At 63.3% G+C, this 20,000-nt stretch carries 13 protein-coding genes; 1 reads left to right on the forward strand and 12 read right to left on the reverse strand.

The window, feature by feature from the left end; genetic code table 11:
• Position 1 precedes the first annotated feature (1 nt).
• The 12 genes from E2N92_RS11685 to E2N92_RS11740 form a co-directional block, all read right to left on the reverse strand.
• Positions 2-724, reverse strand: a complete 723-nt coding sequence (locus tag E2N92_RS11685) for a hypothetical protein (protein WP_220681325.1) — start codon at positions 722-724, stop codon at positions 2-4.
• On the reverse strand, positions 721-3,162 hold the full coding sequence (locus E2N92_RS11690; protein WP_220681326.1) for a S8 family serine peptidase: 2,442 nt from the start codon (positions 3,160-3,162) through the stop codon (positions 721-723). The genes E2N92_RS11685 and E2N92_RS11690 overlap by 4 nt, the downstream gene beginning before the upstream one ends.
• Before the next feature lie 1,174 nt (positions 3,163-4,336).
• Entirely contained in the window at positions 4,337-6,169 is a 1,833-nt protein-coding gene (locus E2N92_RS11695) for a threonine--tRNA ligase (protein WP_220681327.1), read from the reverse strand.
• 50 nt (positions 6,170-6,219) lie between these two features.
• Positions 6,220-6,789 carry a dCTP deaminase gene (gene dcd, locus E2N92_RS11700; RefSeq protein ID WP_220681328.1) on the reverse strand — a complete coding sequence of 190 codons (570 nt, stop codon included), beginning with the start codon at positions 6,787-6,789 and terminating at the stop codon, positions 6,220-6,222.
• A gap of 18 nt (positions 6,790-6,807) precedes the next feature.
• Positions 6,808-7,530 carry an RNA methyltransferase gene (locus E2N92_RS11705; protein WP_220681329.1) on the reverse strand — a complete coding sequence of 241 codons (723 nt, stop codon included), beginning with the start codon at positions 7,528-7,530 and terminating at the stop codon, positions 6,808-6,810.
• A 10-nt stretch (positions 7,531-7,540) separates the two neighbouring features.
• Complete coding sequence (locus tag E2N92_RS11710; RefSeq protein WP_220683016.1) at positions 7,541-8,230, reverse strand: phosphoglycerol geranylgeranyltransferase; 690 nt, start codon at positions 8,228-8,230, stop codon at positions 7,541-7,543.
• A 12-nt stretch (positions 8,231-8,242) separates the two neighbouring features.
• Positions 8,243-11,062 carry a DNA topoisomerase I gene (locus E2N92_RS11715; protein WP_220681330.1) on the reverse strand — a complete coding sequence of 940 codons (2,820 nt, stop codon included), beginning with the start codon at positions 11,060-11,062 and terminating at the stop codon, positions 8,243-8,245.
• A gap of 3 nt (positions 11,063-11,065) precedes the next feature.
• Complete coding sequence (gene gatB / locus E2N92_RS11720; protein ID WP_220681331.1) at positions 11,066-12,508, reverse strand: Asp-tRNA(Asn)/Glu-tRNA(Gln) amidotransferase subunit GatB; 1,443 nt, start codon at positions 12,506-12,508, stop codon at positions 11,066-11,068.
• Positions 12,505-13,803, reverse strand: coding sequence for an Asp-tRNA(Asn)/Glu-tRNA(Gln) amidotransferase subunit GatA (gene gatA / locus E2N92_RS11725; RefSeq protein WP_220681332.1), 1,299 nt, complete (start codon positions 13,801-13,803; stop codon positions 12,505-12,507). The genes gatB and gatA overlap by 4 nt, the downstream gene beginning before the upstream one ends.
• A complete protein-coding gene (gatC, locus tag E2N92_RS11730) occupies positions 13,804-14,076 on the reverse strand; it encodes an Asp-tRNA(Asn)/Glu-tRNA(Gln) amidotransferase subunit GatC (RefSeq protein WP_220681333.1) in 273 nt (90 codons plus the stop codon).
• A 2,159-nt stretch (positions 14,077-16,235) separates the two neighbouring features.
• Entirely contained in the window at positions 16,236-17,258 is a 1,023-nt protein-coding gene (locus E2N92_RS11735) for an asparagine synthase C-terminal domain-containing protein (protein WP_220681334.1), read from the reverse strand.
• Between the two features lie 241 nt (positions 17,259-17,499).
• Positions 17,500-19,485 (reverse strand): PAS domain S-box protein, encoded by a 1,986-nt coding sequence (locus E2N92_RS11740; protein WP_220681335.1) that lies wholly within the window; start codon positions 19,483-19,485, stop codon positions 17,500-17,502.
• A 54-nt stretch (positions 19,486-19,539) separates the two neighbouring features.
• On the opposite strand from E2N92_RS11740, the gene E2N92_RS11745 reads away from it, so the two are divergent.
• Positions 19,540-19,905: a hypothetical protein gene (locus tag E2N92_RS11745; RefSeq protein ID WP_220681336.1), complete on the forward strand. Its 366-nt coding sequence runs from the start codon at positions 19,540-19,542 to the stop codon at positions 19,903-19,905.
• The last annotated feature ends 95 nt before the right edge of the window (positions 19,906-20,000 follow it).

Consider the following 20,000-nt stretch of genomic DNA (forward strand, 5'->3'; position numbering starts at 1 on the left):
TTCACTCCTTCTTCTCCCTCATTATGAATCCGAATATCAGGGCTGCTATGATGAGGACGACCAGGAAAGGTGAAGCTCCCTGCGCCGGCGTCGTCTCTTCCGGCGTTCCGGTGACGGTGGCCGGCACTTCAGACGTCGTCACGGTCTGTGTGCTCTCTTCGGTCACCGTCGGTTGCGGCGTGGTCACGGCCGCGGCCGGCACGCTGCTGCTACCCGAACTTCCGGAGTGTCCGGAACTTCCCGGCTGAGATCCCGACGCAGACCCGATCGAGAGAGCGGTCTTCACCTCAGAGATCTGATAACTCGTTCCTGTATCGTCCTGAACTCTGACCGGCGCGATCACCAGATCGGCCGGCCCGTCCCTGATCCCCCGAAGGGTGATCGTCCCGAGGGCGACACTCGTGCCGTTCCCCTCGGCCCGGTCGCCGAGGTCGACCGCCTCGATCCAGGTCGTTCCGGCCGGGACCGCCCCTCCGCGATGGAGAGGGGCCCAGGCGGGGAACGAGACCGCCGAGACCTCGACGCAGGCGGGGTCGGAGAGCGTGACGGTGAGGTTGTACCCGGAGAGGCCGGCCTCGGCCCCTTCCAGGGTGATGGGAATCTCAACACTCCCTCCCACCGGCACGCGCCCCGGATCCTCGACCCGGAGTTCGGGAGCGGCCTGACAGGCCGCAACAAGGCCGACGAGCGCGATCAGCCAGATGACATATCCAAGACCCTTCATCGTTGCACCATACTGTAGAGCGTGTTCACGTCACTGAACCCGATCCTGCCGTTTTTGTCGAAGTCAAAGGCTTCGAGCGGCTGCCGGTCCCTGATGAACCGCAGGTTTCCGGCGTAGAGCGTGACGTCCTCCATGGTGAGGACGCTGTCGCCGTTGACGTCCTCGTAGAGGCCGTCGCCGTCCGGATCGGTGGGCAGAGGATAGGTGCCTCCGTCAGGCCGCGGGAAGGGCCTGATCGGAGCGGACATCACCGTGATACATCCTGGAGCGACCTCCAGCACGTACTCTCCTTCGCCCGGCCCGATCACCCGGGAATCAGGGTCGGCCGTAACGGCGGTCGTCCCGGCCGCATCGCCCCGCACCGTCAGGGTGCAGAGGGCGACGCCGTCGGGCTGCGAGCGCGGCGGTTGGCCGGTCGCGTTGATCCTGACCGTGTCGTCCGGCAGGGCCGTGTGTTCCTCGTGCTGTACCCATCCGGGGAACGAGACCCCGGTGATCTCCCCGACCGCCGGGTCGGAGAGATTCGCCGTGATGTGGTACTCCAGGAGCGCGGCGGGTGTGCGGTCGATCACCAGATCGACTTCCATCTCCTCTCCTGCCCGGACCTCCGCAGAGGTGGGGACAAAGGAGAGCGAGAGGTTGGCCGGCGGTGCCGCAAGGGCATCGAACATCGAGAGCGCATCAGCCCTCCCGTGCCCGTAGACCGGGTCCCATCCGGGCTCTCCCAGGTCGACGGCCGTCTCATAGAGAACCTTGCGCACCCCGGCCGGAGACGTGTCCCTGTTGATGCCCCATACCGTCGCGACGACGCCCGCGACCGCCGGGGCTGCCGCACTCGTACCAAAGAACGTGTTCCCGAACTCGCCGACACCGCTGATACGTGTCCTGTCGACGCCGCAGATGTCGGGTTTCGGCCGCACCTCGAGTTCGGGTCGGGTGACCGTCGCCGGCCCTTCCGAGGAGAAGATCTCGATCTCGGTCGGGTCGTCGGCCCTGACCGCCCCCACCGCGACGACGCCGGGCACCGCGGGGTGCCCGAAGATGGCGCCTTCAGGTGTGGCGGCTTGATCATCGAAGAAACCGCCGGTCAGGATGAAAATCTCGAGCGTGCAGGGTTCACCGTCCTGGAGGGCGACCGACAGGTAGACCACACCCGGCTCGTCGCCGAAATACTCGACTGCGATCTCCTCCATCGGGACATCGTCGCCGTCCTGGACTTGTGAACTGTTCGCAATCTCGACAAAACGGTTTCCTTCCCTGGTGACCAGGAAGAGGTCGTAGTCGCTCGATGCACTTCCCCAGGGCTCGTCCCACTGGAGGAAGATCTGCAGCGGCATGGTCTGCATCCCTTCGGCAGGCGGCTCGACCACGGCCCTGATGAGGTTGCTCCCTTCGCTGAAGAGATGATACCCCCGGCCGTCGTCCCTGAAGGGGCCCTCATAGTGCCCCAACGCATCGTTCCCTGCGGCAGAGATATAGACGAGATCCTCGTTCTCCACGACCTCGTGCACGTACGAGGCGACGTACCCGTCCTCGAAGTACGGTTCGTCGAACCACCCGATGTCGTCGCAGATGACGTCGCACCCGGCGCCGACCAGGGCAGAGATCGCCGTGACGAAGGTGAGTTTGTTGGTCCAGCCGCTGTGGAAAAAGAGGTCTGCGCCGGGCGCCGTGTCATGGACGACCTCGAGCATGGCGGTACCTTCGTCGATGCCGTCGATGTCGTACAGGATCTGGACCGTGGGCGGCAGGTCGCCCGAGGCAACCGCCTCCCGCCACTGGTCGGCGCTGTCGGAGACGATCCCGACCTTCATCCCTTCGCCGCCGTAACCGGTCTCCTTACGCACTGCTGCAGTTTTGAGGATCACATCGCTCTCGCTTGCGACCGAGCCCGCATAGACCGCCGGAGGAGTCACGCTCTCGATCCGCCTGACGTCTTCAAGGGACGCAAGGTCACCGAGCCGATCGGTCCTCACCCATGCCGCCGCGACATAGCGCTCCTCGTCCCGGTCGGTGACCTCGCCGTAGGGGTCGACGACATCGGTCGGTACCCCTTCGTTGAGCCAGACATAGACATAGACCTGGAACGTCCCGTCGTCGGTATGGGCGGTTGAGGTTCGCGGGAGTGCGGGGACGAACGCCGCCGCCGGCGGTGCGGCGCGCGTCGTCATGGCCGGTCCGTGCTCCTGACCGTCCCGCACAACTTGCACGAGTTCGGTCGGGAGTTTCTCCTCTGCCGGGGAGAGCCCGGACTTGAATGTCCTGCTCTCGTTTCTCATCGAGATCCAGAGATCCGATCCCTGGTCTCCGGCCTGAGCCAGCGAAGCTTCCCCTGCAGTTCCGTCCTGAAGACCCGCACCGTGGGCCAGAGCCGGGCAGCAGAGGATCACCATCGCTACGAATAAAAGCGCCGGCACTCGTACAAACCCAGCGGTCACAGGACCCCCCCTTTCCTTCATGACCTCTCCGTGGACTGGAAGGCAGCCTCTGGTCTCTCGGGTCTGCTGGCGGGTGATCACCTCGATACGGCCGTTGCGTGACCGCGTGATTCCCGTGTCGGTTGAATAGGCGTTGTGCTCTGGCCTACCATCCAGTGTGGTGTATACCTGAGGAAATACTATTTAAACTTTATCTGTTCGCAGGGGGGGAGACGAACCGGTATTTCGCGGGAAATTTCAGGAGAGCAGGGGACAGGTGCCCCCTCCTCTCTTGATGTTCCTGTAAACTCAGGAATAAGCCCGGTTCACGCCGCAAACATACCAATGAAATGTTTTTTGTGGTAATCGGTCATGGAATGGATGTACGTCCCGGGCATGCCGGATGGGAATTTTTTATGACAGATCTCCGGGGACGGCACGGGCGCGTGATCCCCCTGATAATGGATCGGCTCTCTCCTGTTCAGGTTCTATCCTCGGGGTCATGAAAAAGGGACGGCGTGACGATCAGAACGTGCCGTCCCCCTCATCTTCGGATCTGTTCTGCCATTTCGCGAAAAGATAGTGCGGGGGACGGCACGGGGCGCGTGATCCGCTGAGAATGGATCAGCACTCTCCCGTCCCGGTTCTATCTTCGGGGTCATGCCGACAGGAAAGGTACGATGATCAGAACGTGCCGTCCTCCTCATCTTCGGATCTGTTCTGCCATTTCGCGAAAAGATAGGACGGGGGACGGCACGGCGCGTGATCCGCTGAGAATGGATCAGCACTCTCCCGTCCCGGTTCTATCTTCGGGGTCATGAAAACAGAACAACGTGATGATCCACAAACGTGCCGTCCCTGATCATCGAATCTGTTCTGGTATTTCGCGAAAAGATAGGAGGTGGGACGGCACGGGACGCGTGATCCTGCTGAAACTGGATCGGCACTCTCCCGTCCCGGTTCTATCTTCAGGGTCATGAAAACAGAACGGCGTGATGATCCGAACGTGCCGTCCCCGCCTCTCTTCATGCGAGATTGTGATGAAGATTCTGCGGTGGGGAGCGGCACAGTCTGATCATCACACCTCTCATACCAGTCGCGCCGGGGACGCGCTCCCGATGAGGGATGCGGGAAGGTGGAAAGACGACCCTGAAGGGGGGCGTTCAGTAAAAAGTATGGGGGAGGGAAACCGCTCTCAGATGAAGCGCGGTCTCTTGCTGAGGTTTTTCGGAGTGTAGATCGGCCTGACTGGTTTGCCGGCACACTCTTCCTGCACCGCGGCGACGAGTTCCTCCGCGGTCATCTCCTCTTTGTGCGGCTTCTTCGGCTCGGAGAGTTTCCTGACCGTGACAGTGAGTTTCCCCTCCTCCATCTCGCGGTCGCCGATGACGGCCACGTAGGGGACCCACTCGGTCCCGGCGCCCCTGACCTTCTTGTTCATCGACTCGTCGCGGTCGTCGACGTCGGCCCTGACGCCGGCGGCGGTGAGCTGCTTGCAGAGGTCCTCGGCATAGGCCACGTGCCGCTCGGCCACCGGCACGAACCGCACCTGGGTCGGGGAGAGCCAGGTCGGGAGGCGGGGCACATCCTGGTAGGCGGTGTTCTCGAGCATCGCGCAGATGACGCGCTCGATCGAACCGGTCGGTGAGCAGTGGAGGATCGGCGGGTGGACGTCTTCGTTGTCGGCGCGGTACGAGATCTCGAAACGCTTCGCGCTCTCCACATCGATCTGCACGGTCGGGTTCTCGATCGGCCGGCCCTGCCCGTCGATCGCAGCGAGGTCGACCTTGGCGATCCAGTAGTGGACCCGGTCGGAGAGGATCTCGACGAGCAGCGGGACGCCCGACTCCTTCACGATCTTCCTGGCCCAGGCCTCGTGCTCGTCCCAGAAGTCCTGGGTGCAACGGAAGATCCCGACGAGCGGGGTTTCGAGGTCGCGGCCGGTCTGCCAGCCCATCTTGAGCTGCTCCTCAAAGCACGCGAGGGCGTTGTCCATGTCCAGACAGAGGGTGTGCATATCGGGCATCGTGAAGGCCCGCAGCCTCTTGAGCCCGATCACCTCGCCGCGCTGCTCGTGCCTGAACGAGTAGGTGGAGAGCTCGTACATCTTCATCGGGAGGGTGTTGGGGGAGATGTGCATGTCCCGCATGAAGGAGAACATCCCGAAGCAGGCGGCAAAGCGGAGCATCATGTTCCGGTTCCCGCTCTTGAAGCGGTACTGCCGCTCGCCGAACTTCGCGGCATGCTCGGAGATCGCCGGGTCGGCGAGGTCGTACATCACCGGGGTCTCGACCGGCATCCCGCCGTAGTCGAGGACCAGGCCCAGGACATAGTCTCCCAGGAGGTCGCGGACAAGCCTGCCTTTCGGCATCCAGCGGAGGTGGCCGACGTCCGAGGCGGGCTCGTAGTCGACGAGTTCCTTGGAGCGCATCAGGTCGACGTGCACCGGTTCGCCGCCGGCCGAGACGGGCTTGCCGAGTTCTTTCTTGACGAGCGCACCGAAGGGAGTCTCGTCGCAGCACGCCTCGGCGTCCAGGCGCTCGCCCTCGGGCGTGAGGACGAAGAACGTGTGGGTGACCTCCTTCTTGGCCGGCTTCGCTTCCTCGCTCCCGCCGGGCACGATGGTCCGGGAGAGCTCGGAGAGGGGGTGGCCCTTGCACGAGAGGGTGAAGGCCTTGTACCAGCCGAAAGGCGCCCGCTTCACGGTGAGGCCGATGGTCTTGAGTCCGGTCTCGATCTCCTGGAGCGCCTTCTTGGCGGTCTCGGGTTTCGAGAGGTCCGCGCTCAGATGGGCATACGGATAGACGAGCACCCGCTCGGTCTTGAGCTGCTCGGCGGTCTTTGTGATCTCCGCGACCGCCTGGCCGATGACGTCCTCGATGTCCTCTTCGTCGATTGATTCAACGGCACAGAAGGCGACGAGGGCCTCGTCGAAGGCGTCCTCAAGGACCGCGCCCTCTTCCGCGACCGGCGTCTTTTTCTGCGCCTGGTAGTCGATATGGTCAGAGTGTATTAAGAGAAGCCGCATGGAATACCCCTTTTCTCTGGATCTCCGTAGATATTTTTCATTCCCTCTATTTATTCCTTCGAACCCTGGCTGCGCTCGTTCTCGTGATAGCGCGAGAGGGTCGCCTGCCGCTGGCCCATGTACTTGGCGCCCTTCTTGAGATTGTACGGCTGGTCGGCCCGTTCGGTGGTGTAGAAGACCAGTTGTCCGACCGGCATCCCGGCGTACATCCTGACCGGCCGCTGGTTGACATTGCACATCTCGAGGGTGATCGTCCCCTCGAACCCGGCGTCGATCCACCCGCCGGTCTGGTGGAGTTCGATCCCGAGGCGCGCAATGGAACTCTTGCCCTCGATGCTCGCGACCACATTGTCCGGGAGGGTGATCGCCTCGTAGGTCTCGGCAAGGATGAAGGCGCCGGGCTGCATGACGATCGAAGCCGCGTGTTTTTCCTGGACCCGTGCGGTGACGCTCTCCTTCTCGTAGGGATCGATGACGTCCTCTCCGGGTTCGTACCAGACAAAATGGTCCCCGAGCCTGATGTCCAGGGAGTTGGGCTGGATGAGGGTCGGGTCATAGGGGTCGATCCCGATCTGCCCCCGTCTGATCCGGTCCTCGATCTGCCAGTCGACAAGAATCATTGAGTAGAGGTTTCGCGCTCAGGGAGAATTAAGATGTCCCTCTGACCCGTCATGCTCGATGTGCCACTCGGCCCTGCGCAGGATCCCGTGGAGGGTCGAGACCTCGCGCGTCGTCAGCGCCGTCCGTCCGAGGATGCGGCGGAGCATCAGCAGGGTGTTCTCGCGTTTGTGGTCCGGGTGGTCGATATGAGCCAGAAACATCCCGAAATGATCGATGAGCGCCTCGCGCTCGGTCTTGCCCGCGATCCGGTAGGTGCCGCGGGGGAGGTGGGCGAGTTCGTAGCAGACGATCCCCACCGCATGGGAGAGGTTCATGATCGGGTAGATCTCGGAGGTCGGGATGGTGCAGATGAGGTCGCAGCGCGAGACCTCCTCGTTGTTGAGGCCCCAGTTCTCCCGGCCGAAGAGGATGCTCACCCGGCCGTCGACCTTGCCGACGATCTCGCGCAGCTCGCCCGGCGTGTAGTAGGGCATCCGCATCGAGGTGCAGACCGACTTGGAGAGTTCGCCGGTCGTTGCCACGACCAGGTCGCTCTCCGCGAAGACTTCGTTCAGCGTTTTTCGTTCGGCGTTCTCCAGGACATCGCGCGCGTGCGAGGAGCGGGCGAGGGCGTCGTCGCCGATCTCGCAGGGGTCGACGAGGACGAGGCGGGTGAACCCGAAGTTCTTCATCACCCGCGCCGCAAAACCGACGTTCCCTTCGTACAGGGGTTGGACCAGGACGATCTCGACCTCTGGCATGGACGCACTCCTACTGGACGGCCTTCACCGTCGCCTTCAGGGTGCCGGCGCCCTTCTCGTAGACGGCGTTGCCGACGACGATGGTGTCGGCGTACTGCGCCATCTCAGCCGCCCGTTCGGCCGAGTTGATCCCGCCGCCATAGTAGAGGACGGCGTCCTCGACCATCTCGGAGGCCGCCTGCACGACCGCCGGGTCGCCGTAGGTGCCCGAGTACTCGATGTACACGATCGGGAAATGGAAGTAGCGCTCCGCGCACCCGGCATAGGCCGCCACTTCCCTGGGGGAGAGGTCGCAGACCGCCCTGGTCACCCGCCCGACGGCGGAGGCCGGGTTGAGGACGATGTAGGCCTCGGGCACGACCCGCTCCCAGGGGATCGCGGGGTCGTTGAGGACCCACTGCTGGTGTTTGCCGACGACCCACCTGGCGTCCGGGGTGTTGAGGACGCTCGGGACAAAGAGCATATCGACGCCGTCGAAGACCGCGCCCGAGGGGTCGGCGGGTTCGACGACGAGGGGGACGCCGTAGCCCTGCACCTGCTCGCGGAGGTCGGCGAGGTTCTCGGGGGTGACGTTGAGGGTGCCGGAGAGGAGGATGGCGTCGGTCCCTGAGGTCGCCACCTCCTCGACGATCGCCTGGTCGAGGTGTTTGTCGGGGTCGAGTTTGGTTACGTGTCTCCAGTTTTTCCAGTCCGTATGCATGCCGTTCACGTCTTACTTCTTTGTTTTGCGTTCTGTCGATATAGATGCCACGTAGTCCCTGATCTTCTCGACGGCGATCCCTGATTTTTCGGCGGCTTCTTTTGGGTCGGCGACGGCGAGGGAGGCGGCGTCGGTGATCCCGGCGAGGTAGAGTTTCTCGATCGTCGCTTCGCCGATGCCGGGCACCTGGAGGAGTTCCTTCTTCCCGCTATCGAGTTTTTTCTGGGTGATCTTCTCGGGAGGTTCCCGGCCGAGCGCTTCGCAGGCGGTCTGGGCGTGTTTCCAGACCGTCTCCACCCGCACCCCGCTGACCGCGCTGATGTAGGCCGGGTGGAAGGCGGCGAAGTCTTCGGGCCCTGCGATCCCGGCGGCGACGTATTTCTTGACGCTGACCGCCGGCAGACCGGCCTCTTTCAGCCGCTGTTCGCTGCTGACGGCCCGTGCCCTGGCGAGGAGGTTTCCGGTCTCCTCGTCTGAGAGCCCGGCCTTTTTGAGGAGCGCGGGTTTAGCCCCGCCCAGGGCCTGGATGTCGTCGATGCCGGCTTCGATCAGCTGCTTTGCGATCTTCGCATGGCTCCGGCGGCGGCGCGGCGGGACCTCGGCGCGGATGAACTTTTTCATCTCGGACCGCCGGCGGAGGAGGTCGAGGACGTCGTTCGCCTCGGCGACCAGGGTCTCCGCCGTCTTCGCCCCGATCCCGAGCCGTCCGGCCAGGCCCTCAGGCGCCATCTTTGCGATGTCTGGCACCGTGTAGATGTGGCGGGCCTGGAGTTCGGCGAGGAGGCCGGCGGTCATCGAGGGCATCATGCGCAGGGTCTCGGCATTGGACTCGATGTGCGAGCAGAGAGGACAGCCGATGTCCCAGGGCCGGGCGCCTTTTCGGATCAGCCTGACATGGCTGAGACCGTGTTTTTCGCAGACCTTCTCGACGCGGATGGCCTTGCCCCACATGACGCCGGGGAGGCTGATGTTGAAGGTGCACTCAGGGTACCCCGAACACCCGATGAACTGCGATGACCCGTGGGCCTGGCGGAGCTGGAGGTTCTTGCCGCAGACCGGGCAGGGACCGATGGTCCGCTCTGCAACGGTGCGGTCGATGATCTCTTCACCGATCTGTTCTTCATTCGCTTCGAGGTCGTCGAAGACCGAGTGGAGCATCCCTCTGGACTCGTTGACGACATCTTCCCGGCTCTTTTTGCGCTCTTTGATCTGCTGCATATGGGTCTCGAGCGTCCGGGTCATGTCGGGCCTGGTGATGGTGTCGGCATGGGCCTCCAGCGACTCGATCACCGCCCGCCCCACCAGGGTGGGGCGCAGGGGGCCGTCCTGCACGTACCGGCGGGAGATGAGTTTCTGGATCACCTCGTGGCGGGTACTCTTGGTGCCGAGGCCGAGTTCTTCCATCGTCTGGATGAGCCGGCTCTGGGTGTAGCGCGGCGAGGGCTGGGTCTCCTTCTCTTCGAGGTCGACCGAGAGGATGGGAAGACGTTCGCCGACCGTGCAGACCGGGATGATCCGTTCGGCCGCCTTGCTGTACGGGTAGACCCGCCGCCACCCGTCCTCTTTCAACCGGCCGCCGGTGGCGGTGTACGGTTCGCCGCCGGCGTCGAAGTTCACCTTCATGGTGGCCCACTCGGCGTCGGGGGAGAGGGTGGCAAGGAACCGTCTCACCACGAGTTCGTAGAGTTTCCACCGGTCTTCGCCGAGCTGTTCCCTCGTCGCCGCGCCGGTCGGGTGGATCGGCGGGTGGTCGGTGCTCGACTTCTTGCCCCGCGTCGGCGTCGGCCGCCGGTGCTTCTCGACCCACCGCGTCTCGGTGGCGAAGGGCGTCTTGACAAGCATCCTGAGCACTTCGTCCAGGTCGAGGGTGGCCGGGTAGACGGTGTTGTCGGTCCTGGGGTACGAGATGAACCCGTTCATGTACAGGTCTTCGGCGATCCGCATCGCGTTCGCCGCGGAGATCCCGAGTCTCCCGGCGGCGACGAGAAGAGCGGTCGTGTCGAAGGGCGTCGGGGCCCGGTCGTGTTTGACCCCCTCTTTCACGTCGGTGACGGTGAGCGGATCTTTTGTCCGTTCTTTTGCGCCGAAGGCCTCGGCGCGGTCGGTGAACCGCCCCGCGGTGTGGCGGAGTTCGAGAGGGGTGTGGTCCTTCTCGGTCTGGAGGGTGAGCATCCAGTACGGCTCGGGGACGAACTTCTCGATCTCTCGCTCGCGGTCGACGATCATTGCGAGCGTCGGGCTCTGGACCCGTCCGACCGAGAGAATATTTGCCCCGCCGCGCCGTGCGGCGATGGAGATGAACCTGGTGAGGGAGGCGCCCCAGACCAGGTCGATGATCTGGCGCGACTCGCCGGCCGCGGCCAGGGCGAAGTCGAGTTCGGTCGGTTCGGCAAAGGCCCGCCTGATCTCCTGCGGGGTAATGGCCGAGAACCTGGCCCTCAGGATCGGCACCTTCGCGTTGACCGCCTGCACCAGTTCCAGGGCCTCCTTGCCGATCAGTTCTCCCTCGGTATCGAAATCGGTGGCGATGATGACCTGGTCGGCCTTCTTCGCGAGTTTCTGGAGGAGCGCGACGATCTTCTTCTCGGTCGGGCGTTTGAGGGTGCCGGCGTCGATGAGGCTCCGGGGAGGTCGTTCGGCAGAGCGCCAGTTGGCGTAACCTGGTTCGAAGTCGACCTCGACGACGTGCCCCTTCAGCCCGACGACGACGGTGTCGCCGAAGGAGTAGGTGTCGACCCCCCCCTCCTTCTTCGTGGCGACCTTCTTCTCTTCCGCCAGGATGGCGGCGACCCGCCGCGCCGAGATGTTCTTCTCTGCGACGATGAGGCGCACGGCCTATGACCCCTCCTCAGAAGAGAGACGGGCCGCGATCATCGGTGTGATCTCTCTGGGGTCGGCCTTGCCCCTGGTCTTCTTCATCACCTGTCCGAGCAGGAAGTTGAGTGCGGAGGTCTTGCCGGCATGGTAGTCGGCGACCGCCTGTTCGTTCTCGGCGATCACCTCGTCGACGACTGCGGCGAAGGCCGAGGCGTCGCTTTTGCCCAGGTTCTGCTCTTTGACGTACGCGGAGGGCATCGCCGGGCTCCGGCCTTCGAGGACGGCGTCGAGGAGTTTTCTGAGCACCTCGACGGCGACGCGGTCGGTGACTTCGCCCGAACCGGCGAGGTTGACCAGGTCGGCGAAGTGGTCGAGGGGCACCGTCGCGACCGCCATGTCCCTATAGTTCAGTTCGCCCAGCAGGGTGTCCGCGGTCCAGGTGGCCGCGAGCGCCGGGTCGGCCTTTGCGGCCAGGGCCTCGTAGAACTCGGCGAGACGGAGGTCGCCGGTGAGCGTCCTCGCGTGGTTGAGGGAGAGGCCGTACTGCCGCATGAACCGGTCGCGCCGTGCGTCCGGGAGCTCGGGAAGGGCGATCCCCGCAACCCAGTCCCGCACCCGCAGCGGGCGGAGGTCGGGTTCGGGGAAGTAGCGGTAGTCGGTCTCGGTCTCCTTGGACCTGGCCGAGGTGGTGATCCCGCGTCCTTCCTGAAAGTGCCTGGTCTCGCGCTCGACGCGGGCGCCCCGGCGGATCTGGCTCTTCTGTCTGGTGATCTCGAAGGTGAGCGCCTTCTCCACGCCTTTGTACGAGGTGATGTTCTTCACTTCGACCCGCTCCGAACCCTTGATGGAGATGTTGGCGTCCACACGGAGCGCACCCTCGCGCTCGCCGTCGAAGATGCCGAGGTACTCCAGGGTGGCCCTGAGTTTGTTGAGGAACCGCCGCGCTTCCTTCGGTGACCTGAGGTCGGGCTCGGTGACGATCTCGATGAGCGGGATCCCGCTCCGGTTGTAGTCGACGAGAGTGTACCTGGCCCTGCCGGCCCCACCCATGTGCACGAGTTTGCCGGGATCCTCTTCGAGGTGGATCCTGGTGATCCGCACTTTCTTCTCCTTGCCCTCGTCGTCCTCGATCTCAAGGATGCCCCGCTCGGCAAGCGGCCGGTCATACATCGTGATCTGGTAGCCCTTCGGGAGGTCGGGGTAGAAGTAGTTCTTCCTGGCAAACTCCGACTCTTCCAGGACTTCGAGGTTGAGGGCCCTGGCGACCCTGAGGGCATACTCGATGGCCTTTTTGTTGACCATCGGCATCGAGCCCGGCAGGCCGATGCAGACCGGGCAGACGTGGGTGTTCGGGCCGTCCTCTTTGTAGTCGGTCGAACAGCCGCAGAAGAGTTTGGTCTGCGTGTTCAACTGGCAGTGGATCTCGAGCCCGATGATGACGTCGGTGTGCTGTGCGCTCATGCCCGCACCTCCTCGAAGGCGGCGGCGGCATCGATGATCCGCTCCTCCCCGAAGTGTGGTCCGATGAGTTGCAGCCCGACCGGAAGACCGTCGACGGTGCCGCAGGGCACCGAGATCGCCGGCACGCCGGCGAGGTTGGCCGGGACGGTGAGGATGTCGGCGAGGTACATCGAGAGCGGGTCGCTCTTCTCGCCGAGTTTGAAGGCGGTCGTCGGCATGGTGGGGCCGGCGACGACGTCGACGTCGGCGAAGAGGCGGGCAAAGTCCTCTCTCACGTTCTTCCTGGCCGCCTGGGCCTTGCCATAGTATTTGCCGTAGTACCCGGCGGAGAGGGCGAAGGTTCCGAGCATGATCCGCCGGCGGACCTCGGCGCCGAAGCCTTCTTTGCGGTGGTCCTGGTAGGCGTCGTGCCAGGAGCGGATGGTGTCCGCGCCCGGGCCGTACCTGACGCCGTCGAAACGGGCCAGGTTCGAGGAGGCCTCGCAGGTGCAGGTGACGTAGTACGCGGCGAGTGCGTACTGCATGCTCGGCATCGTGCACTCGACGACCTCGGCGCCGAGTTCGGTGAACGTCTCGATGGCCGCCCGCACCTCTGCGGCGACGGCGGGGTCGACGCCCTTGCCGAAGAACTCGGCCGGGACACCGATCCGCAGGCCCTTCACCTCAGGGGCCGGGGTGTGGTCGTACGGGCGGTCGAGGGAAGTGGCGTCGCGGGGGTCGTGGCCGGCGATGGCCGAGAAGAGCCGCGAAACGTCCCCGACGGTCCGCCCCATCGGGCCGACGCCTTCGAGCGAGTTGGCGTAGGCGATGAGCCCGTACCGGGAGGTCCGGCCGTAGGTGGGTTTGAGCCCGACGATGCCGCAGAAGGCGGCCGGGCACCGGATCGAGCCGCCGGTGTCGGTGCCGAGGGCCATGTCGACGAGGCCGCCGGCGATGGCCGCGGCGCTCCCGCCTGAAGACCCGCCCGGCACTCTGCTCACGTCGACCGGGTTGGTGGTCGGGCCGTAGGCGCTCGACTCGGTGGTGGTCCCCATCCCGAACTCGTCCATGTTGGTCTTGCCGACGATGGCGGCCCCGGCCTCCCTGAGGAGGGTGACGACGTGGGCGTCGTACGGCGGGACGTAGCCCTTGAGGATCGCCGAGCCGCAGGTGGTCTGAATCCCGGCGGTGGAGATGTTGTCTTTGACGGCGACCCTGACCCCGGCAAGGGGTCCGTCGTCCCGGTGCTCGGCCTTCCGGCAGAGGGTGACGAAGGCGTTCCAGCGGTCTTCGGCGTCGAAGGTGACGACTCCCATTTAGAGCACCACCCGCGGGGCCTTGATGTACCCGTCTTCCGACTCGGCGGCACCCTTCACGACGTCGTCGAGGGGGAGGGAGGCGACGATGTCGTCGTCTCTGAAGACATTGGTCGTCCCGGCCTCAGGTCTTTCACCGGCCTCCACCTGGTCGAGGAGGTCGAAATATTCCAGGATTGCGTTGAACTGTCCGGTGAACTCGGCGAGTTCTTCGTTTGATATCCCGATATCTGCGAGTATTGCGATATGTGCTACCTCAGTTTCAGAAACCATGCATGTCCCTACCCATGTCAGATAAGTACCCTTGTACCGACTTTTTATAACCATTATGATACGGCCAGCAGCTGAATTTTGTTTTCGTACAGGGAAAAACAAATACGTTCCAGCCGATATTTCTCTTTTCCTCTGAAGGGTGAATCTCGCATGGCAATAAAAGTGCCCGATATGCTAAGGGTCGGGGGGGCGCTGCATGATCCGGAGATATGGATGGATTTGGTGAGTTTATGAGAACCGTCCGGACCGATCGCTCCACGGCGGGCGGACCGCCTTCAGGTCGCCCCCGCGCAAAAGAGGGGGTCTGAGATCGGCACCCGGCATAAGGGATCGAGCGATTGCGATCCCGGTTCAGTCGATTTGATCTTTCATGAGAGAAGAACGAGTGAAGTAGATTCCGGGACTGGCGGTCTGGGACGCCTCGAGATGTCTCTTGCAGCAAACTCTTCTGTTTTACAGCCGTTTGCAGCAGTTTGCGGAAGGTGCCGCCACTCAACGGACGGCTCGGTGGAGGTTGATCGGATTTTTCTCTGCCAGACGTCGAGATCACCGGATCTGTTACAACATTTCGGGTTTCGCACACACCCGCCCACCCGCAGACCCATGAGTACCCCGGCTACCGGGTGGGTGTGGGTTTTGCTGGAATATAGTACTAAGAGAGAGACGCGTCTCTCTATCTGTACTAGTACTGTAAGATCGAACTCCTCTCCTCGCCGTTTGATCTTCGCGGCACCTGCTGAAATTCTGCTGAAAACCTGCTGCAATGGTGTAAGGGTCGTCGGCGATCCTGACTGCCGTCCCCATCGAGAGATCTGTCCTTGCCGTCCCTCGCTTTCTCTTCTCGCGAGACGGCATGACTGATCCGGTGAAGGTGGGACGGCATGTTCGGATCATGACACCGTCCCCGCTATCATGACCCCGAAGATTGGAGCGGGACAGGAGAGAGTGCACCAACTCGTGCCGTTCCCCATCCTATCTTCTCGCGAAGTACCAGAAAAGATCCAGTGATGAGGGAACGGTATGTCTGGATCATGACACCGTCCTGTATTCATGACCCCGAGGATAGAACCGGGACGGGAGAGAGTGCACCAACTCGTGCCGTTCCCCGTTCTATCTTCTCGCGAGACAGCAGAACAGATCCGATGAGGAGGAACGGCACATTCTGATCGTCACGCCGTCCTGCTATCATGACCCCGAAGATTGGAGCGGGACGGGAGCGAGTGCACCAACTCGTGCCGTTCCCTGTCCTATCTTCTCGTGAGATGGCAGAACAGATCCGATGAGGAGGAACGGAAGATTCTGATCACCACGCTGTCCCGCTATCATGACCCCGAGGATAGAACCGGGACGGGAGAGAGTGCACCAACTCGTGCCGTTCCCCGTCCTATCTTCTCGCGAGACGGCAGAACAGATCCGATGAGGAGGAACGGCACATTCTGATCGTCACGCCGTCCTGCTTTCATGACCCCCAGGATAGGGGCGGGACGGGAGCGAGCCGATCATTATTCAGTAGGATCACGCACCCCATGCCGTCCCGACCTATCTTCTCGCGAGACGGCAGAACGATCCGGTGAAGGTGGGACGGCATGTCTGGATCAGAACGCCATCTCATCTTCATGACCCCCAGGATAGGAGCGGGACGGGGGCGAGCCGATCATGATTCAGTGGGATCACGCGTCACGCCGTCCCCCGTCCTATCTTCTCGCGAGACGGCGGAACGATCCGGTGAAGATGGGACGGCATGTCTGGATCAGAACGCCGTCTCGTCTTCATGACCCCGAAGATTGGACCAGGACGGAAGAGTGACGATCATTCCTCAGCGGGATCACCTTGCTGTGTGTCGTCCCTCGCCTATCCTCTCGCGAAACGGGGGATGGTTCTCCGATGAGGGGACGGCACATTCTGATCGTCACGCCGTCCCGTTCTCATGACCCCGAAGATAGAACCAGGGCGAGGGAGGCCCGTCCTATCCTCACGCGAAATGGCAGGACAGATCATGTGGGGAGGGACGGCACATTGATCGCCATACCCCCCCTCATCCCGGCCTCGATGATTGGACCAGGACGGAAGAGTGACGATCATTCCTCGGCGGGATCACACCGCCCCCCGACAAAAAAAACCATCACGAAAATTTCTACAGAGCCGAAACTCCGTTCAATTCAGCGTTCCTCTTCGCCCAGCATCTGCAGGTAGTCGGCGACACGGCGATAACCCTGGCGACGTGCGAGTTTCTGGACCGTCTTCCAGATCCCGCTGCCGTACTGCATCGCTTTCTTCTCTGCCGCGGCGAACTCGGGGGGAATGTGCCGTTCCGCGACTGTTCGCAGAGGCCGTTTGCGCACGCCTCCCTCGATGAGGGAGGGCGGGGGAAAGGCGCGGGCCGCCGCCACCACGCGCAGGTCGAGGTACGGGGGCGAGAATGCAGTACCATAAGAGGAGGCCACCGCCCGGTCCCTGGCCACCTGGCGGGGAAGGTCGAGACGGTCGCGTTCGAGTTCTGCGGCGAGGTCCGGGCTTTCCAGGTACCGTGCGTACCCGCCGAAGAGTTCGTCGGCGCCTTGGCCGGTGAGCACCCGGCGGTACCCGTGGTCCCGCGCCCACCTCGCGACGAAGACCTCGGTCGCGGCGATGGAGGCGTCGACGGGGTTGGGGGCGTCGAGGAGACCGACGCCCTCACGAAGTGCCTCTTCGACCTCGGGCACGGTGACGGTCACGGCCTCGCACTCGAGCCCGCAGGCCGCGGCGAGGTCGAGGGCCAGGCGGTGGTCGTGGGAGTCCTCGAACCCGACGACAACGGCCGGTCTCTCTGCGAGGGCGGCGACGAGCGCCGAGTCCACCCCGCCGGAGAGGGCTACGGCGGTGTCGTCGGTCGCCCTGAGTCCGACGGCGGTGACGATTGCGGCCTCCAGGTCGCCGGCCTGGTGGTCCGGGCCGACGGTGCCGACGAACTCGCCGGCGCGGGTGAGCATGCCGGCCGGTGCGGGGCCGTCCCTGATCCCGAAGCGGTCCCGCGCCGCCCACTCGCCGTACCTCAGGAAAAACTCCCCCCCGAAGCGGGCGGGGGCGAGGGGGTCGCCGCCGACGGCCGCCCGTACCTCCTCTTCAGAGAGGCGGCGGCCGTCAATCTCCACCCATCCGTCGAGATAAAAGTCGGCCTTGCCGTCCGCGCCTGTGCTGCTCATTGTGGGTAGGTTTGGTGCCGACCGATATGATACCCGCGGATGAGGAGAAGGCCGGTCTGTCTCTCCCCGAGTGGTACGTTATCTCTCCAATATCGAACCTGTAGAACTCCTTGATCACGCTCTTCACGAGGGAACAGTGGGAGGAACTCCACTCAGTCGCCGCCCCGGCACCTCCGGATGGCGATAGGGCTGGGAAGGCAGAGGGAGCAGGAAATACCGGGATGCCCTCCCCAAAAAAGATTCACCCGGCCCGCTCTTCATCTCTTCCGCTCTGGAAGAGCCCGTAATGGCGGCGCAGAACCTTTCTGATCTTCTCGGACTGGAGCCATCCCTGGTCGAGACTGTTCACCAGGGCGTCGATCTTTCTGACCTCGCCGGCGATCCGCCCGCCGACCTCCTCGTCGTACAGGCATGCCAGGCCCAGGATCACCTGGAGCGGATTTCTGATATGGTCGTTGAGGATGGCGAACTGCTCCATGTTCTTTTCGATCTGCCCGAAGGCTTCGGCCTCCATCTTCTGCCGTTCTTTCCGCTCCGTGATGTCTCTGGCCACGGCGAGGACCACCGGCTTTTCCGCCATCTCGAAGAGGTGACAGTTCACCTCCACCGGCATGGGCGACCCATCCTTTCGCAGGAACACCGACTCGAAGGTGGCACGGCCGTGGAGGATGAGGGCCTCCATGATCTCGACGTACCTGGGCCTCGCCTTCCAGTCCTCGATCCCGGCCGGCCCCATCATCAGAAGTTCCCGCCTGAAATACTCCAGGCGGTCGCACCCGACGGCGTTCACCTCGATGAACCTCCCCAGATGATAGTCCGGGGTCACCTCGATGAGAAAGATGGCATCGTTGACGTTGTTGAAGAACTCGCGGTACTTTGTCTCGCTCTCCCTGAGCGCGGCCTCGGCCTTTTTCTCCGCGGTCCGGTCGATGAAGGTGCCGACGACCGCCTGCCTCCCCTGATAGAGCGTCCTTGTCCCGACGTGCTCGAGACAGAGTTCCCGACCGTCCTTCCTGACGGCCCTGAGGTGGTCCCGCGCCGTGTCGATCTCGCCGGAGAGGAGGCCGTGGACGGTCTTCTCCAGACGGGGACGGTCCTCCGCGAGAATGACCCCGGTCTGGCGCATCCGGCCGACCGCCTCCTCCCGCGTATAGCCGAAGAGGGTGCTGAACCCGGGGTTGACGTCCCTGAAGGTGCCGTCCTGGGCGAGGTAGATCCCTGACGAGGAGTACATGACCGGCAGACGGAAGAGGTCCTCGGTGCGTCGCCGCTGGACGGCGGCCCCGAGGATCCCTGCCGCGGTTCTGAGGGCGTCGACCTCAGCCCCGGACCACCCTCTCTCCTCGCGACAGTCGTCGAGGCCGAGGCATCCCCACCACTCGCCGTCGACGAGGACCGGGATCTCGACGAGGGAGAGGATCCCTTCTGCCGCGAGGTGCCGGCGCCCCTCTGCCGGGAACGCGGCGGCCGCGGCGGCGACCGGTCGGCCGGCGGCGAGGTCGGCATACCATTGCGGGGTTTCCTCCGCGGAGAAGATCCCGGTACGGTCGACGAACCGCTCCCCCAGCGGAGCGACGCCGGCCGCGGTCCATTCCCGGCACCCGGGGTGCGCCTCTTCTCCTGCCGTCCCGCCCCTTTCGAGGAGACGGACCCTGCTCGCCCCCGTCGCCTCCCCCAGACACCTGAGGATCGCGGGGACCTCCTCGTTCCACCGCCTCTTTTTCAGCAGTCTGTCCGCGGCAAACCCCACCGCCTCGAGGATTGCATCCCGCCTGAGCACCGCCTCCTCGGCACGCCTCTGTTCGGTTATGTCCTCGGCCGTGCAGACCGCGAAGACGACGGTGCCCACCTCGTCGAGGACCGGTTTTTTGGTGATGGCAAGCAACCGCTCTTCGCCGTGGGCGTTGAGGATCCATTCTTCGGTACGGACCGCTCTTCTCTCCCTGAAGACCTCCTCGTTTCCCTGGATACAGATCGCCGCCTCTTCTTCAGGGAGGACGTCCCGGACCGGTCTTCGTTCCAGGTCATCTTTCTGGAGGCCGAGATATGCCGCCCTGGCCATATTGACCGCACCGTAGGTCTCCGGGTCAGGGAGCGTCCATGCCTGCACCGGCATGGCATCAAGGAGCAGAAGATATTCGTTCTCTGGAAACTGTCCGGTGGTCCGGCCTTTCTCCCCGGACGTCTCCTCCCTTCCCGATACTATCTGGTTATGCTGGTTCGTCATGATGGGGTTCGCTCTCCTCTCGTCGCGACCTGAGATCTCTATGGTCCATTGTACGTGTCTGAAGTGCCGGGGCTATTAAGGGACAGGGAGGAGGACGCTCGCGAAAAAGGAGTGGCTGGAATTTTTAATGATCCTATTAAGTGGTTCCGGTTTTATCTGGTCGCGGTCTCCGATCTTTTCCTCTTATACGGGTGCCAGATCCCGCTTCTCCGGCCGTCTCCTGCGGTTTTTCCGTCCGGCTGGGAGCGCAGAGACGGGGGATGGCGGCCTGAGGGGGGTGCGCCCGGTATCGCCCCTCTCTCTGGAATGCACTTTTCGAGGATTATTATTTGCTATTTTTCATTTATGTGCATGAAATTCATCTTGATATCTAAAAAGCATGATATTGAGGCGGAAACTAATCGAAATTACCATATATGATTTATAGATTATAATTACTCAAAGGCCTATTCTACAGTTTTCAGGAGGGAACCACCACGTACGACCAACAATTCTTCAGACAACTCTCAGAGAGC

The sequence above is a fragment of the Methanofollis formosanus genome (assembly GCF_019633745.1).
GTDB lineage: Archaea > Halobacteriota > Methanomicrobia > Methanomicrobiales > Methanofollaceae > Methanofollis > Methanofollis formosanus.